Source organism: Robertkochia solimangrovi (genome assembly GCF_007279655.1).
In the GTDB taxonomy this organism is placed as follows: Bacteria; Bacteroidota; Bacteroidia; order Flavobacteriales; family Flavobacteriaceae; genus Robertkochia; species Robertkochia solimangrovi.
Map to the genome: position 1 here is coordinate 57,644 of NZ_QKWN01000006.1, position 20,085 is coordinate 77,728.

Annotated in this window: 13 protein-coding genes; 1 reads left to right on the forward strand and 12 read right to left on the reverse strand. The window is 39.7% G+C overall.

The genetic code is table 11. The features are described from left to right. Nucleotides 1–444: 444 nt before the first annotated feature. Nucleotides 445–1,134: a Crp/Fnr family transcriptional regulator gene (locus tag DMZ48_RS08660; RefSeq protein WP_242009160.1), complete on the forward strand. Its 690-nt coding sequence runs from the start codon at nucleotides 445–447 to the stop codon at nucleotides 1,132–1,134. Nucleotides 1,135–1,634: 500 nt separating this feature from the next. Here DMZ48_RS08660 and DMZ48_RS08665 read toward each other — a convergent pair whose 3' ends face one another. The 12 genes from DMZ48_RS08665 to DMZ48_RS08720 form a co-directional block, all read right to left on the reverse strand. Then, a complete protein-coding gene (locus tag DMZ48_RS08665) occupies nucleotides 1,635–3,035 on the reverse strand; it encodes a TlpA family protein disulfide reductase (RefSeq protein ID WP_143954742.1) in 1,401 nt (466 codons plus the stop codon). 18 nt (nucleotides 3,036–3,053) lie between these two features. Further along, on the reverse strand, nucleotides 3,054–4,508 hold the full coding sequence (locus DMZ48_RS08670) for an aspartyl protease family protein (RefSeq protein ID WP_162558688.1): 1,455 nt from the start codon (nucleotides 4,506–4,508) through the stop codon (nucleotides 3,054–3,056). A 137-nt stretch (nucleotides 4,509–4,645) separates the two neighbouring features. Beyond that, nucleotides 4,646–6,025 (reverse strand): TlpA family protein disulfide reductase, encoded by a 1,380-nt coding sequence (locus DMZ48_RS08675; RefSeq protein ID WP_162558689.1) that lies wholly within the window; start codon nucleotides 6,023–6,025, stop codon nucleotides 4,646–4,648. Between the two features lie 10 nt (nucleotides 6,026–6,035). Next, nucleotides 6,036–7,190, reverse strand: a complete 1,155-nt coding sequence (locus DMZ48_RS08680; RefSeq protein ID WP_199287959.1) for a thioredoxin family protein — start codon at nucleotides 7,188–7,190, stop codon at nucleotides 6,036–6,038. A gap of 169 nt (nucleotides 7,191–7,359) precedes the next feature. Beyond that, a complete protein-coding gene (locus DMZ48_RS08685; protein ID WP_162558690.1) occupies nucleotides 7,360–8,847 on the reverse strand; it encodes a PKD-like family lipoprotein in 1,488 nt (495 codons plus the stop codon). Nucleotides 8,848–8,866: 19 nt separating this feature from the next. Beyond that, nucleotides 8,867–9,640 carry a DUF4843 domain-containing protein gene (locus tag DMZ48_RS08690; RefSeq protein WP_143954747.1) on the reverse strand — a complete coding sequence of 258 codons (774 nt, stop codon included), beginning with the start codon at nucleotides 9,638–9,640 and terminating at the stop codon, nucleotides 8,867–8,869. A 15-nt stretch (nucleotides 9,641–9,655) separates the two neighbouring features. Then, nucleotides 9,656–11,098, reverse strand: coding sequence for a RagB/SusD family nutrient uptake outer membrane protein (locus tag DMZ48_RS08695; RefSeq protein WP_143954748.1), 1,443 nt, complete (start codon nucleotides 11,096–11,098; stop codon nucleotides 9,656–9,658). Nucleotides 11,099–11,193: 95 nt separating this feature from the next. Beyond that, nucleotides 11,194–14,529, reverse strand: a complete 3,336-nt coding sequence (locus DMZ48_RS08700) for a SusC/RagA family TonB-linked outer membrane protein (RefSeq protein WP_143954749.1) — start codon at nucleotides 14,527–14,529, stop codon at nucleotides 11,194–11,196. 102 nt (nucleotides 14,530–14,631) lie between these two features. After that, nucleotides 14,632–15,867, reverse strand: coding sequence for a FecR family protein (locus DMZ48_RS08705; protein ID WP_143954750.1), 1,236 nt, complete (start codon nucleotides 15,865–15,867; stop codon nucleotides 14,632–14,634). 105 nt (nucleotides 15,868–15,972) lie between these two features. Further along, entirely contained in the window at nucleotides 15,973–16,518 is a 546-nt protein-coding gene (locus DMZ48_RS08710; protein WP_143954751.1) for an RNA polymerase sigma-70 factor, read from the reverse strand. Nucleotides 16,519–16,791: 273 nt separating this feature from the next. Then, complete coding sequence (locus DMZ48_RS08715) at nucleotides 16,792–18,321, reverse strand: peroxidase family protein (RefSeq protein ID WP_143954752.1); 1,530 nt, start codon at nucleotides 18,319–18,321, stop codon at nucleotides 16,792–16,794. Between the two features lie 206 nt (nucleotides 18,322–18,527). Next, the gene (locus tag DMZ48_RS08720) at nucleotides 18,528–20,072 is read right to left on the reverse strand and encodes a M61 family metallopeptidase (protein WP_162558691.1); all 1,545 of its coding nucleotides are present in this window, start codon (nucleotides 20,070–20,072) and stop codon (nucleotides 18,528–18,530) included. Nucleotides 20,073–20,085: the final 13 nt, after the last annotated feature.

Here is a 20,085-nt window from a genome sequence, read left to right on the forward strand (position 1 = left end):
AGTAATTGGAAAACAAGATTTTGAGGACAAACCTTGACATGAAGATAAAAAAAGGTTTATTCGAATATCAGATTTCATAGTTTATTCGATGAAAGGAATTTTTTTATAGATATACGAAATACCTTATAGTATTTTTTAATGTTTACCCCACATTGTTAGAATATATTCTATTTTTTATATGATTATATGCATATTTTTTAATCTTTTATGAAGATCTGATTGATTTATTATACTCTCTTCCTTCATCTAACGCTTGCCTATATATTGAAAGAAAAATAACACATTTCAAGATTAAAGGTTCATTTTAATGGACTACTGACCTAAAACTATCAGATTCTACTATGCATGCATTACAGTGCATAGTGGAAATGACATTTATCATTTGTAATACCACAAATACTCGCTAATTATGCAACATGGTCAGTTTTATAAAAAGAAATTGTTTTGAAAAGCAAATGTGAAACCTGTAAAATACGGGAATTGAATCAGTTAAAAGTATTATGCTTGCATGACCTGATGAAATTCACCAGTGAAAAGGATTATAACTCCTATCGTAAAGGTGAAGTCATCTTTAATGAAGGCGATCGACTTAGTGGTGTATTTTGTGTACACTCCGGGGTAATTAAATTAAGTAAACTCTCATCCAATGGTAAGACCCAGATCGTAAAACTGGTAAAACCCGGAGACCTTCTTGGTCAGCGTTCCGTAATCAGTGGTGAAAATGTCAATCTTACGGCCAAAGCATTAACCTCAGTCGAAGGCTGTTTTTTCCCAAGAGAATTGATCATGAAGACCATACATGAAAACAGTGACTTTGCTTTTGAAACCCTGAAATGTATCGCCTTTGATCTTAAAGAAGCCGACGATGAGATCGTGAAGATCTCACATAAAACCGTGAAGCAGCGTTTAGTTGAAATATTCCTGTATATACGGGATAAGTTTGGAATGGATCAGGCCGGATACCTGGACCTTGTACTTTCCCGAAAAGACTACGCAAATATGGTAGGATCCTCCGTAGAATCTACCATAAGGACCCTAAGCGAACTCAAGGATGAGGGCATTATCAAAACTTCAGGCAAACGGATAGGCATTCAAAATGTTGGGAAGGCACGAAATATACTTAATGGGTACTAACCCAGTGACGATCCCGCCTTCGGCCTTCGGCGAAGGGGGAGTGACGATCTCCTCCCTAATTCAGTCAAGCCTGACTTAGTATTCGTCGAGTGTCGCCGCGATCATAGTGCTGGCGCACGATGATGCTTGAGTGTCGTTTTTTGTTTTGTAAATTTATTATGGTTAGCGCATGCTGACGAAAACTTATTATAAAGGGCGATCCATGGGTCGCCCTTTATAATATCGTTATGATTCTTTCAAAATGTTGCCTTTGGCAACATAATAGACACACAAAGTTGCTTAAACTTATAGACGCAGGCTAAAAATACCATGAGCCTGCGAAGTTAACTTTATCACTGGTCACTCTAGCATTTGTGGCTAAAGGCCACAAATAGCGGCGACACTCGACGCCGCCGAAGGCAGGATCTTCACTGGGTTGGAATAAAGTCTATATAAAAAACCTAAACAAAAAAAAGACTGCCTTAAAAAGACAGTCTTTAACGCATACAAAAACTCAAAAATCACGATTTAAGCAAACGGTCAAATTCTTCTTTAAGTTTAGGGTTCGATGGCCGCATAGCATCAATCGAAATGATCTTTCCTTCTTTATCAAAAAGCAGGAATCTCGGGATGGCATTAATACCATAATTTTTCGTAATTCCCGAATTAAAAGCTTTGTCAGCCATTAATTGAACTCCTTTCAAAGACTCGCTTTTCACAAACTCCTTCCATTTATTACGGTCTTTCTCCGCATCTACAGACACGCTCATAAATACGATATCCTTACCTTTGTATTGTTCCTCGAGTTCCTTGAGGTATGGAATCTCTTTTTTGCAGGGACCACACCAGGTTGCCCATACATCTATATAAACATATTTTCCGCGAAAATCTTTAAAGGAAACCGGTTTGTCATTGGTATCAGTATAAGTGAATTCAAATCCAGGTTGCCCCTCGTTCTTATGCAGTTCCTTCTCCCTTTCCACAAGAAAGGCCTTACTCTCTTCAGAGATGAGATATTGGTATAATGGCGTTACGATATCGGTGTACTCCTGAGCGTTTATCTTATAGCGTTTCAAGCAATCGATAATATATGCTTCCTTGAGTTTCGGAACAGATATTTCCTGAACCGGCCCATAGATTCTGTCTTTAAGACCACCTTTGAAACCTCCTTGCATTTGCTTAAAGAAAAAGTAGGTTTCCATCCAATTGAAACCATTAGCCAGTCGGAAGATTTCAGGGTCATTAAATTTTATCCCGTCAACAACAAGGCTGTTATAAATTTCTGGAAAATCTTCCTTGGTAGGATGTGCAGTTCGCGGATACCGTACAAAACCGAACAATTCATTTTCAAAGTCACTTTGAATCGCCAATTTGAGAAGTTGATTGAATTCCGCATCCGGAGTACTGATACTATTCTTCAATGCTTCAACCTTAGTTACTCCCTCCTTCTCCAGGTAAGGAAAGAAATCCTTGAAGGTAACAATTCCCCCGAGTTTGTTGTATTCAGCAAATTCTTTAAAGAGGTCATTCGCTTTGAGCACAAGATCATTATGACCTATATTATCCCCGGAAAGAGATACAGAATCTCCTTTAATATTCAGATCGATATCAAAACCATTTTTCAGGTATAAGCGAAGTGACGGACTTTTAGAATTTCCGATCTTCGAATTATAATCGATATAATAGAATCCCGTTTCCGGTGCCGGAAGACTGAAACTAAAATCTCCATCCTTATTTATAAGGGTAGTAGAATGTACAACCAATCGGCCTTCTTTTGCATAGTTCAGGGAAATCTCCCTGTTCGCAGGTAATTCTGTAAAATGACCGTTCACCACCACTGAATTTGGGTGATCGTTCTGACAGGCTGACAAACCTAACATGAGGCTCAATCCAGCCAGAATTTTTAAAAATCGCTTTTTCATATAAATTAATTTACTGGTTTAAAGGGTAATTCGCATAGACCTTTCGCCATCGTTCAGGTATATTTCATAAGGACTATTTTCTTTATTACGCAGGTCATACATGGTATCGGGATTCTTTAATTCTTCAGCTTCAATACCATTGATCATGGTTATGAGGGTTCCCGGAACAATACCATTCTTTGCAGCTTCCGAACCTATAACAACCTCTCGTACCACTAGTGCCCCGGTTCGTTCAAAACCAATCTGCAAACCCGATATAGTTAAATCTGTCGGCAGACCAAACATCTCATTGGGTTCCAGATAGATTACCTTGTGTAAAAGATCAACAGTAAAATTGAACTTTTTGATGAGGTCTATACCCACAGAACCTGCTTTAAAGGCCCACTCCGTATTATCTTCCTGATACTCTTGTAAGGCTCCCTGAACATGATCAAAAGTGAAGTCCCCCATACCCACGGATGCTATATCACCCATGGCAATTCGGGTTGGATGTCCAAAACTGTAGTTCATAGAATAATAGTCAGGAGTAAATTCCATGTTCAACTTATTCTCATGAACAAACGGCCCAAAGCAAATGATCTGATACCCGGCTCCGGTATCGAAAACGAAACCGCCTTCAACCGACTTTTTTCCATCGATGCTTAGCTTAGCATCAAAAACGGGAACCATGTGGGTGTAATCTACCGACAAAGCTTTTCCTTTACCTTCAAATTGTCCGAAACTAAAAAGCTCGATAACGCCATTATCGAAATCGACCCGTGTTATATAATTTGAGAGAAAGTTACCCCCAAAAAGTCCGTCAAAGCCACCTCTGATTTCAGGAAAGACTACCAGGTTCTGTCGCGGGATTTCCAGAGAATCCAGACGAATGGTATTTCCCGAAGAAAATTTTACCTTCGAAGAACTCCCAACAAAAGAGGACTGGTGGTCTCTTATGTTTTTGATATTCGCACGGGACGCAGCTGCTTCCGAAAGTGCCATTCCATCGGCTCCTGTATCGAATAACATTTTAAAGGGCTCCGCAGTATCATTTAGCTTAATTTCCAAAGCTATTGAGCCATCAATCATCTCAAAGGGAATGGTTGCCACCTTTTTCGAAGGTCGGTTTCTAAAGGCTCTGTAGAGTTGGTCTAACAGATCCACATACAATATTTTTCCTTGTTGATCGAACTGAACCCCGGTTAGAAATGGTTTCTGACCTTTAAAATAACAGGTTGCATTAATCTTTTCACCAAGTTCATTTTGATTTCTGTTCTTCTCCACAAGAGAATCCAATTGATGATACTGTTTCAGGATACTCTTAAACATAGACTCGGTTGATTTTCCGGTATAAACACTAATGGTAAAATCATCCGCCAGCAAAGGTTTGACGGTCTCATAATCACGAAACCTGAAAGCAGATTCAAAAGCCGTTAACGCATTCTTATTTTTTGGCGCAGAACAGGAAAGTTGTACGGCCAAAACCATAATCATTATCAATCTCTTTATCATTGCATTAAATCTTCATTTGCTAGATTTGTCGATTTTATAAAAAGCCTGCCGGAGTCCGCGGAACGTCCTCCGGAAAGGCTTACTAACTAACAAAATCGCTAAATCAAATAATTAGAATGTTATAAATTCAGTTGTTCAAATTTTTCTTTTAAGTCTTCTTCCGACGGACGGTAGGCATCATACATAATTAGTTTTCCTGCTTTATCAATCAGAATGAATCGAGGGATTCCCGTGATCTTATAGAAGTCAAAGAAATCCTGGTTCTTTGTATACCATTCTCCTCCGGCATATAATTGCATCCACGGATGTGGATCTGCTGCGATAAAATCTTCCCATTTATCTTTATCCTTATCGATAGAAACACTGATAAAGATCAGATCATCACTATGGAATTCCTCATATACTGTTTCCAGAAATGGAATCTGGTATTTACAGGGAATACACCAGGTAGCCCATACATCGATATAAATGTTCTTCCCTCTAAGATCTTCCAGCGTAACTATATTCCCATCAGTGTCCTGAAATTCAAAATTAGGAGCTGGTGTACCCGGTTGATATGGGGTAATATTCTCAGCTATATATTCTTCTACCTTCTTAATTTGATCCTCAGTCTTCAGCAACGGACCATATAGTTTTTGCTTTTTCAGAAAGATCTCACCGAAAAGTTTCCGGTTCACCAATTCTTCCAGCGCCAGCTCTGCAGCTAATTCTTCACTGCCCAGGTTCTTTAATTCTTTCAGAAAAATTTCTGTATAATCATGGTTTGAGGGATGATTGCTGTAATCGTACGTATAATTCAACGCAAATCTCAGATAAGATTTAGCCAGTACCAATCCCATAGGATACCGCTGTAATGCTTTGTTTACATATTTATGATCCTCATAAAGATTTCTGTAAAATACCGGTAAATCCTCCTTAGCAGGAAATCTCATAATCGGATTCGTAAGAACACGCAGATAGAGGTTCTCCTGATCGAGTGTACTTAGGTTTTTAAAGAAATTCCGATAGGTCTCGTTATTCGGTATGTTTTGCAGAAATTTCGTTAAGCCTACTGGAAAATTTACCAGTTTTTTATATTCAGTGTTAAGGTTATCTGTATATCTTCCTATACTTTTATTGTATTCGTTCAGGAAACCTTTCCAATCATGAAAATGTTGCATAGATGCAATATTATCCGATTGAATAATCTTATAATCAGTATCTTCAAAATCAAGAATAACTTCATCACCGGGAACCAGGTAACACTGATTCTCAGGATATTTTTTTCCTATGGCAAAAATCGAAGGTTCATTAACTGCTATGGTTACCGTAAAACCGGATTCATCGATCAATAGGGTATCCTGTACAGCGAAGTGCCCTGTCTCAACCCCAAAAAGATAAAGCGTATCGGAAGCTTTAAACCTTTCTCCACTAAATGTTCCTGAAAATTTTACGGTTTTTGATTCGTTGCATGCCGTGAATAAGAGTACGATACTAAAAAGACAAGCTAATTTTTTCATATTCATAGTTTTAATTCATCACCAAAGGTGCTATCTGTTTTACCAGAACTCCTTTATAATTCGGATCCTTTTGACTAATTGCATTCTTTAAAGCAAGAATCTCTTCTTTAGAGAGTCCGTAAGCAGAAACAGTATCATCGGTTTTTTCGATATAAGCAGCTGCAGCAGCATAATCTTTAAGGAAATAGGAAACCAATGCCAATTCATACATATCAGGAGTTTTCAATGAACTTTCATCTAAACTTCTGTATGCGTTCCGAATTTTATTCAGGATTTCCTGGTCCTCTTTATAGTTCAGAATCAATTGAGAAAATGCATTAGCTTTTTCCTCTTTAAAATAGGCTTCCTCCTGTATTTTTTCAAGGTACCAATCTGTATTACCCGAGGTGTTGTAAAAGGGTGTCAAAAAAATTTTGATACCAAAGCGCAACCAGTCACCATCTTCAAATAATGGCCGTATTTCTTGAAGTGTCTTATTATATCCACTCACATTGTTTACTACTCCAGAGTTATTAGCGCGGTTGCTCATCATCCCGATCAATTCGGAGGCGACCCGATTTCGGCCATAGCTTTCTGCCAGTGTAACGGCGTTATCTATATAGGTGTCTGCATATTTACCATCATGAATCATTACGGAAGCGATCACAAAGGCTTTGTCATCTTTCAGCAAGTCTTTATCTGCCAGATATGCTGCGAGTCCTTCTGCATTAGCATTACCTTTTCTATCCATAAAGTCGACATAGAACTGAGGATAATCATTTTCAAATGCTGCAGAATACCTAAGGAATTTTTTGTTTCTGAAATTATCCAGAGAAGTTGATAAGATCTCAAGTAATGGATCCACCCCTGAAAATCCGGCCTCAATGGTTAAAATTTCTTTATCCGGTGAGAATATTAAAAAGGTAGGAAAACCGGTGATCCCGTATTTTTTCATGAGCTCGATTCCGAAATCGTCTTTGAAAACATCGATCTTCCACGGGATATAATTTTCATTGAGCATCCGGGAAACCTTTGCATTTGGGAATACTTCCTTATCCATTTTCGCACAGGGCATACAGCCGGTAAAATAGAGGTCTGCGAAGATCGGTTTATTTTCCTTTTTTGCCTTTGCTATAGCTTCATCCCAACTTCCTTCCAGGAAAGTAGTCTGAGAGAAACCCATCATAGAACACAGAGTTAAGAATATCGTAAATTGTAGTTTAAATAGTTTCATCATTGCTGAATATTAGATAATAGGTATCTGCCTCAGGTCATCCGGAGTTTTTAAATCAAAATATATACTGTGGTGTTAATTGAAGGCGGAGTTTTATCACCCGCCTTCAATTCAGGTAAAATTAACGTTGCCTGTAGGAAGCACTAACCACTTTTCCAAAGCCTTCCCACTTATAAAGATTGATAAGATCACCATTCACAGGAGGTACGTCATAGATCTCAAAGGTACCCTCGCCAGAACCTTCATCATAGGCTCCGATGATCAGGTCTCTATTAAAATCAGTCACATATCCGGTAGTCTTTCTAAACTTTAGCAACGAGATGCTTTCTTCTCCCCGATCCATCATCAATTTTGATTGCTGGATCCCGAAATCATATTCGTATAGTTTTCCACCGATATTATAGAATACATATCCAAATTCCGGACTTACAGCGAAATGTTCCGCCTGATCCATCTGTAAAGCTACTTCTTCTGGTATCTCGGCGTAATAGACCTGATTAACAGAATTCACCCCGGAGGACATCCGTGCCAGATAAAATTTATTATCCGCAGGATCTTTTAAGATCGCGAAGACCTCTCCTCCGTTATAACCGGATCGCTGCATATAAATAAGATCCTTACCTGTATTATAATCAAATAATGTTCCGGCTGGCATCGTTTTGCTGGTAGTACCTGACCATGGGACCTGCACGAAACGCTTATTGTCGGTATCATAGAGCAGTGTCACACCTGATACATTATACCCTGTTCCGATAAAAGGAGCGACTTTAAAAGTTTCGGTTCCTATTGAATTGACCGGTATTCCGTATCGATACTGATAGATACCCAGATATTTATAGACATCACCATCTTTATACATATAACTTTCCCTGGAGGCAATAGGAGCAATGAAATCAGCCCCAAAATCAGTCGGCACATTGGCCAGCATTTCAAAAGAAAGCGCATATTCCACGGACCAGTCAAAGGTATCAGGCTGTAACTTCGTGGTACCATTACCTTCGGTGGTCACATAAACCCCGTACATCGACAGATCATAAGGGTAACAAAGTACATCCACAGGTCTACCACTAAGTTGTAATGATGAACCTGCATAGTTCAAGACATCATGTATCGGCAAAAATTCTTCATTAATTTGTGATACCATATCCAGCCTTGCGGTACCTGCAACATCATTTAACACCATCCAACCTTCGTAAATCGTGCTGACGATCTCCAGACGGCATTGTTGATTCCAGGTTACTCCGGTTTCATTATCCTTTACCCATAAATAAAAGGGATACATACCTGGCGCAATGGTCAAAGATTCCAGATCTAATACTTTTTGGGTGCCAAGCGTTACACGTTCCTCCACCCCAATTCTGGAAGCGTCGATAAGGACCCATTCATAAGAATACCGTGCTTCGTCATTACCACCATCCTTAGAATATTCCAGTTCCGGATCGAGTTTAAAAGGTTCTCCAAAAAATGCAGTGATTGTATCTTTTACATTCAACACTTTCACCTCATTAATCTCCTGGTAATCATAATTTCCGAGATCTTCGGCACAAGATCCCAGCATTGCGACCACCAATAGGATCAGCAATGCTTTAATCGATATATATTTAGACATAAAGTTCTTTTTTAGTTGATTATTGTACATAGATACCCATGATCATCTCGGTGCCATCATCTTCAAAGATCGTCTCCCCGGCAGCCTTCTTTTCGTTCAAATAGCGTTGCATGAATTGACCATGATACTGACATTCTGAAATACTGATCTGATTCATATAATAATTAAAGGGGATGCCCAGTAATTCAGCCATCAGGTTCATTTTCTTCACGGTAAAATCCCCGAGGTAGGGTGAGAACCAATAAGACGGTACTGCGAACATGTCGTTCACAGTAAGCTGAAACATGGTGAGGGTTTTACCTTCCAATGTATTCTCATCTTCAATTTCAAACTTCATCTGGGTTGCGAAATTCTCATTTTCCAGTAATTCCAAAAAAATAGAGAATTCCTGTTCCTTCATATCCTCCGTACGATTCAACGTTACATAAAGTGTGTCTACGGCTAAATTCGCACGAAAGATAAATTTTTCAGGTAATTCGAAATGAACACCTTCAACCGCATTCGATTCCGAACGCACTTGTACCGAATATTCTCTATCTTCTTCCGAAAGATACCCCTGTACACTTACGGGTATTCCAAACTTTGCCTGAGAGACGGTACCTTCTACCAGGGCAAAAGAATAACTCAGGCTATCGGATGCAAACCAGGTTCCTCCCACAAAAGCTCCGATACCCGGCCAGGTGAAATATATATTATCTTTCGCATGATAGTTATCGATCTCGTCTACAGAACAACTCAAGGTCATTCCGGCAATGATCAGGGCGATTATATAGTATATTCTTGTGATTTTCATAATACTCAGATTTGATTATTGGAAATTGGTTTCTGAATCCGGTAAGGGTACCACATACTGATCTTCACCCATGGTCTTATACGAATAGCTGGAAGAAGAGGAACCGTTGCGAATTCTTGAAGTATTGGTTCTTTTATAATAAAAGAATAATTGACCTTCTCCATAGAATTCTTTCTGATATTCCTTACTTAATTCTTCCAGAATATCCACTCCTGCTTCCAGGTCTACTAAACCACGGTTATGTCTCACTTCATTTAACAACATTAAACCCTCTGTTTCCGGTGCTGTTTCCGCGGCGATATAATACATCTCTGATTTTTTGATCAGTGGTAACATAAACCTGAAGTCCATTCGGTTATCCGTAACATCGGCATATTTGAAGAAAGTGCGACTAGTGATCTCTCCTGTAGAAGGAATGATCCAGGATGAATTATACCGATAGTCATTTTCATTATTTTCGAAAACCCCACTTAATCTTGTAGGATTAGCGGTAAGTATGCTATTCGCTTTATTTTCACTTCCAAAGAGCTCCATTTGAGACTCATATAACTTTGTGGTATACGGTGCAAACAACAACTCTTTTGAAAATACCCGATCCGGATTACCCCCTGCAGAAATAATATCTGCTGGATCGGTCCATTCAAAGTATTGTCCTCCTTCATTGATCACATCCATTGCCGCGGTATAAGCGGCCGTTGAATTACCCGCATAAAGTTCCATTCTTGCCTCTAAGGCCTTTACCGCAAAATAGTTCATTCGAAAATGACGTCTCGAAGTATAGAAATCAATACTCTCATCATCCTCATCGATGTAGATCTTATGGGTTCTCGCATAATCATTCGCCAGCAGTTCCTGAGACGTAGCCAAGTCTTGTCGCACCAGTTCTAAAACCTCTGAGGCTGGTAAGATCGGAGCGTTTTTAGCTTCTGCCACGGTTACGTATGGTATCGCCATATTCTCCGGATTCACACTGTATACGGGTCCGAAAATCCTAAGCAGATCGAAATGCAACATCGCACGTATGGCATAGGCTTCTCCCAGAATAATATCACTTTTCTCCTCAGTCAGGATCGGATACTTGTCCATATTGGCGATCAGATCATTGACTTTCAGAATAGTTACATAGGCCGAAGACCAGATCGCATCAAAAGAAGCTTCAACATTGGCTTCCCCATAAGAGTAGTTCACATAATTATAGCCCCAATGAGAATTAGAAGAAGCTGTAAAACGTTGGCCTAGCAACTCCAAAGTACTCATGGTAAGTTGCCTTCCGTACAGGTTATTCCCAACCATATCTAGGTAGATCCCATTCAATACGTTCTGAACGCCCAGTTCAGTTTCAAAAACCTGGGTTTCCAGAAATTTGTCTTCCGGTTCCACATCCAGATAATTATCACAGGAGAATGACAACACTCCTGTAAGGGTCAGCAGTATAATATGCCTTATATATTTTTTCATGTGTATATTTTTTATTGCCTTTTAATGATCTAATTAGCTCCTTTAAATTTTCATCAAAAAAACTTCAACATTCGGGAGTACTATTAAGATCCTGATTAAAAGGATGCGTTAATACTAAATGAAACTGATCTTGCAAACGGATACGAAATTCCGCGTTCCACCTCGACTGTAGATATTCTGAAAATATCATTCATATATGCAGTAAAACTCAGACTACTCATTCCCAGATGCTGCAAAAAAGCCTTATTGCTCAGTTGATATCCCAAGTTGAAAGATTCCCCGATCAACACATTTTCATCCTGTACGAATCTCGATGAAGGTGGTGTAGTCTCCGAAATGGAAATAGCCTTGAATTTTGCTATATCTCCCGGTTGTTGCCAACGATCATATAAAGCACGACGATCCTGGTTCAAGAGCGCATCAGCTCTTGAAATATTTTCCACCTTCCCCCAAAGCGCCGTGTTAAAAACCTGTCCACCAAAACGATAGCGTAAACGAGCTCCAAAATTGAAGGATTTAAAATAGAAGTTGGTACTGATCACACCCTCGGCATCCGGGCGTAAATTCCCAACTACCACTTCATCACTAGCATCATAAATGAAGGTGGTCGAACCATCCTTTTTCAGGAACACTTCTCTTCCTGTAGCCGGATCAATACCCATGGATCGTACCGCCCAGATCGCATCCGGATCATTACCATCAATATATCTTCTAAAAGATCCGCTTTCCAATTCTTCTTTATTCAGGTCATCAAGCAGATTATTGAAACCGCTGTATTCCGAATTAACGATTGCGGTGGTCAGTCCAACTCTCCATACCAGACCTTTTTCCATGTTGTTGATGATCGCATATCGCAAGGTTGCCTCAAAACCATTTACCTCAAGTGCTCCCACATTTAAGGGATATGCATTCAACCCGGAAGATGCCGCCAAATTTACCGGTACCACCAGTGGATCAGTTTTCTTACGGTATAATTGAAGATTCGCATCAAAACGATTATCAAACATCGTCGCCAACAAGGCGAAGTTCATATCAAAGGTCTTCTGCCATTCCAGATTCGGATTTGCCAGCGTTGTTAATCCTACACCAGAACCAAAATAGTTGGTCAGGTTATCATAATTGTAAACCGAGATAGAGGCAACACTCCCAAGGTTTTGATTCCCGGTCTCCCCGAAGGTTTGTGTCAAGCGTAAAGAGTTGATCGTCTTTCCTTCGATACCCAGTTCCTTATGGATGTTCCACCCAAAACCAACCGACCAGAAAGGTGAATATTTTTTATTCGAGCCAAAGGCGGTGGATCCGTCCAAACGATAGGTGGCATCCACTAAATATTTATTTTTATATCCGTAATGCCCAAGTGCCGTGATATTGTTTCTGCGGTAAACCCTGGTTGCATAGGATGGTTTCCCATAGATTTCATAGGAATTGGCAAAACTTGGAATTCCATTCACTCCGGCAGGAAAACCGATCGCTTTTGTGGAATAACTCTCATTATTCACCTCACTGATTTCAGATCGTAAACTCCCGGTAATTGTATGGTCTTTTCCAAAAGTATTAAAGTAAGTGAGCATGGCATTGGCCGTATAGCTAAACAACTCTTGCTGCCGATTTGTATAAGAGCCCTTTTCCTCAATTACCGTATTGTCAAAGGAGGCTGCTAAGGGAGAAATATAAGTTTCAGTCGTTGTAGATTGTTTTCTTAACTGAATATTCGTATTAAAACGAAACGATGGCGAAATATCCCAGATCGCTCCAAAATTATTGGTAAGTTCGAACAGATCAGTACCATCATAGTTATTCAAGGTAGTCTGATACAAGGGATTTGTGATATCATAGCTAAAATAACCATAGGCGACCATTTCCTCCAGATACTTATCGATCCCTCCTAATTCATTATACTTTCGGTAATACGGGTTTGCATAGGCGTAATCCGAAAAATCACCGTAAGGAGATTCTTTTGATTTGGATCCGTTGATACGTAAGGTATTGGTAAATTTCACCTTTCCTGCCAGATAATTAAGTCCGAGCATTGCACCCCAGTTATCACGTCCGGAACCTTTCATCACTCCTTCCACGTTCTTATAGTTGATCGAAGAATTAAAGATCAGTTTTTCGGTACCTCCACTTATATTGACGGTATGGCCCTGTGTAAAAGCGGTTCGTACCGGTTCATTCAACCAATAGGTATTTACCCCACGTTTAATTTCAGCGAGTTTTGAATTATAAACACTATCCATTTCCATTTGCCAGGCTTGAGTAGCATCATAGGTATAGACTCCAGACAAACGTTCGAATTCTAACTTTTCTTCCGCATTCATCAGGTTATAGTCGCTGAGATCAGGAAACTCCACATTGAAATTCCCGGCATAGGCTACGATCACTCTTCCTCCCTTGGGCTTCTTGGTTTCGACAACCACCACCCCATTCGCTGCTCTGGAACCATACATGGCAGTAGAAGCCGCATCTTTCATAATGGTGATAGACTCCACAAGATTAATATCCAGATCTGTGATGGTTCTCAGATCGGTTTCAAAACCATTTAAGATGAATAACGGACTGTTCGGATCGGTTCCGAACTCATCACGAAGCGCTTCTGAAGACACACTAGTCTTTCCACGGATTTCAATGGTAGGCAGTACGTTCGGGTTCGACCCTTGTATATTATTTTCCAGAATAACGAAGGACGGATCCAGGGCACGAATACTTTCGATCACGTTCTGGTTTCCTACTTCTAATAACTGATCGCTTTTAATGGTTGTGGTCGACCCGGTGTAAGTCTCCTTATTTCTGTCAACGATACCGGTAACTACTACTTCAGAAAGTTGTGATACATCCGGCACCAGGCTGATATTGATCTCCTTCTGCCCTTTTACTGTGATCTTTTGGGTAATATATCCCAAATAACTAAAGGTCAGTTCTGCATCCTCGAGTACATCGATCTCGTAATTTCCATCGAAATCGGTGGAAACTCCTTCACGTTCCTTTTCATTTAAAACGGTAACTCCCGGAAGCCCTAATCCATTTTCATCGACTACCCGACCCTTGACGATAATACGCTCCTGATCGAGTTCCCACATCGGAATGATCAGTATGAGTCCGTCACCTTCTTTTTCCACATAATAGTCGGATCCGACGAGACGTTCGATGATACTGCTCACTTCCATATCTCTGAAATTGACACGAACTATTTTGGTAACATCAAGTACTTCATCGCTATAAAAGAAATCGACATCCGCTTCCGCACTGATCTTTTTCAAAGCCTCAGACAGGGTGACTTTACCCAGATTTACAGAGATCTTCTGTGAAAATGCAAAGGCAGAAACATTAAATAGTATTAGTAATAAAAATTGGGACCTCTTCATTATGCGCAGCAATAGTTCCTTATGACGCGTAAGTAATCCACATGTTTTTGTGGATGTAATTTTTTCCATACATTTACATGTTTAGTTAGTTAATTTTATCGGTTTGTAAATTCAATTGACGGCTAAAATATACACGGGGAATGCGGCAACATTTCCCGTTTTTTTATAGCCTTAGTTTTCAGAAATTAATACTTCATAGGCTTGGTTTGATTTATAATAGTTGATTTGATAGTTGATCTTTGATGCTTTGGCGATCATCCCCAGTAAACGTTCCAGTGGATAATCTTTTCGGACCACTCCGGTAAACAATCGCTCCTTTAGTTCCGGATCGGTGAATGAAAACTTAAAATCATACCACCTTCCAGCTTTGGTCAGAATATTTTCAAGATTCTCTTTTTCAAAATAGAACTTCCCATCCTTCCATGCGGTATAACGCTCCGTATCTACATCGCTCACCTGCATAGTCCTACCATTACGCATTTGTACTGCTCTTTCCCCAGGATTCATATATACGGTTTGCGACTCAGGTTGCCCTTCCGAATTTAATTTTACCTTCCCTTCCACCAGCGTGGTGGCGAAGAAATTATCATCGGAATAATTACTGACGTTAAATTCAGTACCCAGAACTGTAATATCTTTCACAGAAGTTTTAACCACAAAAGGTTTAGCCGCATCCTTTTTGATATCGAAATAAGCTTCACCCTTTAATTCAACGATGCGTCGGCTACCGGAAAAGGTTTCCGGAAATTTAAGAGAGGAGGAAGAGTTAAGCCAAACCAGCGAACCATCCGGTAGTTCCAGTTTGTAGATTCCACCTTTCGGTACATAAAGTGTATGGTAAAGGGGAACCAGGGGGGATTCATCCGGTTCTTCGTTATTTTTATACACGAGCATATTATCGGTATTCTGTACCTGTACGACCTTATTGTTCAAAATGAACTGATCACGGTTCTTCTCCAGATTCACTTCGGTACCATCAGAAAGTACCAGGGTAGCTTTTTCAAAACCCGGCTGTAAGGTATTCACAACTTCAACATCGCGATCGATAATGGCATGATTATTTCCTTCATTAAAGAAAGTCAGATAGGCAGTAGCAAGTACGGCAATCAAAATAGCGGCATATTTTAACAGTGAGGTAATCGAGCGATGATTCTTCACTTCAACCAAATCTTCCTGATGGTTGAGCTTTTTGAGGAATCTTTCGTAAGCATCATCTACATTAAGTTCGGCATAGATCCTTCTTTTTTCAGCAAAGATCTTTTCACTTAGTATTCTATCATAAAGTTGCCGGTTCTCATCATTTTTCAACCATGTATTCAGTGCTGCCTCTTCAGAAGCGCTTAAAGAATCAGTTACGGATCGATAGATCAGATCGGCGATGTAATAGTTCTGTTCGTAATCAGACATAAGTATGTATTCAGGACTTGTATTCGTCTCTTATTCTTAAAGAGTATATTTTATCTGAAAAGGGTGGAAAAGAATGTGAAAAAAATATCATTTTTTCGAAAAGTCTCAGAATTCCCCAAGGAAAAAGAGTAAAAGCGGCGAATCCTTTAATTTGACTTTAAGGATCTCTATAGCACGTGTTCTTTGGGATTTAACCGTATTTACCGAAATATCCAGATCTTCGGCAATATCTTTATATGAAATCCCATGAAGACATGATTTGATAAAGACTTCCCTGCATTTCACAGGTAGTTCATCAATGGCTTTCATGAGTTTTGCATGAACTTCTTCTTCAATAATATCGGGAGTTGGTTCCTGATCTTCTATTTCCAGACCAGAGGTATCGAGAAGGTGTAACGGACGGTTCTTTCTCAGGTATAACAATGCATGATTGCGCACCACGATATAGAGATAGGATTTGACATCTCTGATCTCCGATATCCTGTCGCGTTGGCCCCATAACGCTAACATAGCATCTCCTACGATCTCTTCCGCGACAAATTCATCCTTCACATACTTCAGGCAATTGGAATACAGTCTGGGATAAAGGTCATAAAAGAGTTCTCTAAAAGTTCCGGGGGTAAGATTTTTATGTTCAGAAACTGAATTAATCTTTAAATAACCTTTTAATAACTCTAATTTTCAAGCCCTAAATATAGGTTAATATTTTAAACCCGATTCACAGCATTTCTGAATATCTAATTGAATTACTGAATTATTAAAACGGAATAGAATAAATTCTTTCCTTTTAACCGGAAAATAGATAATTCTTAAAATAATTCAAAAATCACCCTCCCACAGTCCGGTCAAATATCTGAATATACAGACCGGACATGGTCAGGATTTTCAAGGGTCACTACTAAGTTTCGGTTATTCCGTCATAAATCAAATGGGCACTTCTGCATATTTTAAGAGATCCAACATGGTTTTTACAGGTGTCGTTGCTCCTGGTAAAGTGATACCATCGGTACTCACCGCCTCATGGTGCATATTATTCATGTAACTGTTAAAATCACCTTTCACAAGCCCCACGAGCGTTTCGGATACTAACATACTACCTACATAGCCGAGTGAATCCCCTCCGCTTTGAACTTTTCCTTCCTGTAGTATATAATACCATAAAGGAGTACGAGCACTAAACCCTGAATCATACATAACACATTTCTGCTCGTCATTTAATCCGTCGACAAGTTCCTCATGACGCATCGGATCAATACGCATAGCCTTTGCAATAGCCTGCCCTGTAGGCATTCCAAGCAAATATCCGCGGAGTAAATTTCGCTGGGCCAGATTTGCCAATGGAGAAGGTGGCGCCGGCTCACCGACCGGACTCAGGTCGAAAAGCCCTTTAGCAATAAACGGATCGATCTTTCTCGATACATTTACCGGTAAAACAGGTGTATCGGTAACAAAATTAGACCAATGAATTACATTTTCCGGTTTTAAACTGGCATTTGCAGGATTGATCAGATCACCCATTGAGGGACCCAGCAATTTCATAATGGTTTTGACATTTCCTGTATTGAGGGTATAAAATGGTCTGATCATCGCATGTCCAAACCTGAAGGCTGCTACAGAAAACTCTAAAGGCATAAAGGGAATACTGGTATTATAGAAAAACGGACCATTACAAATCACATCTGCCACTACCCCCTTATTGCAGACATTTTTCAGATAATCATTGATCACGATATACTGGTATGCCCAACGTGTCAGTTTACGGGCCTCACAGTAGGCTTCTTCATTGGTATGGGTAGGCTCCAGAATATCACTTATCTTATTAAAAGTTTTGATAAATGCTGCATGCATTTGACTAACCACAAGATTTTCATCATTACGAGCATCCGCAATACGCGCACGATACACCACTTTAGGATTTTCAGTCGTACCTGCCTGAGCTTCATCTCTCCTAAGATCTATATACCCGGGTGATTCATTGAGGTATAATTTCAAACTTGTATTATTATAGATCCGATCTGCTTCAGCAGTATAGGAGGGTAAGAAACTCGGACCCTCCCCAAAAACACTATCCAGATCCAGTTGAGGCCTACGACCATTTCGCAAGTTCTCGACAACTTCAGCCGCCTTTCTGGGTTTAATGCCTTCAACCGGTTCCAAGGAGTTAAAATCAGAATTTCTGTCTGTACGAGCAGTGATATCATGGTCTATGAACTGTCCCAGGTAGGTATAAATAGATGGAATCTTCGAATTTTGATCCGTCAATTCATCGGCCTCCGTACCCATATCGGCCATCACTTTACCCAATTCCTGAAGATAATGCAAGGTCTGCGGACCTCGCGGGAGCAAATAATGATTACATCCGCAAAGATATTCGAACATATAGCCAAACGGAGTGTCGTAGAGAATTTCATTGTCGTTTCTCTCTCCAACAAAATGTGAAAGATTTGAAATCATAACATATCGAATTAATTGGTTAATAAATCAATCGTTTTGAGTTCGGAGGAATCTTTCGTAGATCTTTGAGGAATAAAACGCAGATACGGGAGAAATAAAAAAGGAGTTCGTTCTGAATTTAGTACAACAGAACCAACTCCTTTAAATTTAAGACTTTGAATTAGAATATGAAAATATTTCAGCTATTAAAGGGAAAAAACCTTTCCTTAATTTTCATGCAGCCAGGATTTTAAAATCTTTTTCTGCAATACCGAAGGATTTTCCACTTTCACGAGTCTATACGTTTCTATATCATTATCCATGCCTCTTTCCAATCGCAATCCGGCATATCCTAAATAGGTATCATAATCCAGCTCCGTTGTAGAAAAGACATATTCAAAAATGCCATTCAAAGATTTACCCGCAATTTGCTCACAGGTCTGCTGCAATTCTGCATCTGTAAACCCTCTTCCTTCTGCCTTATAATATCGGTTATAGAGTAGTCGCATCACATCATCCAAAGACCTTTCATTTTGCGTAGCATTCCTGATCGCGAAATCCAGTAGCAAGCCTACCACCGGTCCTTTGTTATAATAACTGATGGTTTTTCCTTTCTCTACGTTCATCGTGCCAAAAGGACCGTCACTCCAGGTATTATAACTTGACTGTGCCAAGGTTTGCCATTTCCTGCCCTGATTGTTCTGCAAGGTATTGATGTGATGATTGAAGTCGTCAAAAAAAACGTCTTCGGTAATGGCTCCGGACATCTTTGCGATGATATATTCATAGTACACCGTGAGTCCTTCGATTACCCATAATTGATTGGTTCGATTCTCCTGACTATAATCAAAAGGACCTAATTCATAAGGTCGTATTCTTTTTGCATTAAAATGATGGAAGTATTCATGCCCGAGAAAATTCAACATTCGGTTCATACCTTCTGCGGTTTGAAGCTGACTACCGTCAAAACTAACGGTAGTATTGTTTAGATGTTCGATTCCTCCTCTACCCGGACCTATCGCGATGAAGGTATATTCTTCATAGGGAATGTCACCCATGATCGATACTGCTGCTTCCACTACTCCTTTTAATTTTTTCAAAAAGGGTTCGGCATCAAATTCTCCCATCTTATACCCCATAAATCGATGGTTTATACCCTGCACTTCAAAAGAAGGTAATACTTCGAGGTCTCCAACCAGTATAGGACTATCATACAGGATATCAAAATCGGAAGCAAGATAGGTGTTGTCTTTGATTTGCTTTAAACCTGTAGCGATCTTGTTCCATGCAGGATTATTTTCCAGATCAATGGTAATCTCCACCGGATTTCGCAACCATTCATCCGTATACAGAAAATTATTAGTAGGCACTATGTAGGCTCTGTTCTCATCCAGATAACTATTTGCAACAAATTCCTTTTCTGCTAAGACCTTATACGTAACTGTAAAATCGCTACCACCGGTCACAATCTTCCAGGTATTGACATCTATCTGTGAGATCTCAAGTTCCTTTTTCCCATTTTTCGCATGAAGGTCCTTAACAAATTGTCCGTAATTGAGAAACTGATAATATCCTGGCATCCAGCCCGGCATTTTAAGCATCACGGTGTCTTTTGAATTTCCGGTAACCTTTAATTTCATTTCATACAAATGGGTTGCCGGATCCGGCATTGAAACTTCGTATGTAATTATCGGGGACTTTTGTCCCCAAAGCACAGATGTAGTTCCAAGTAAGCCCACTACCAATAGGAGTGTGCATAGACTTCTTTTCATTTTCATAGCAATT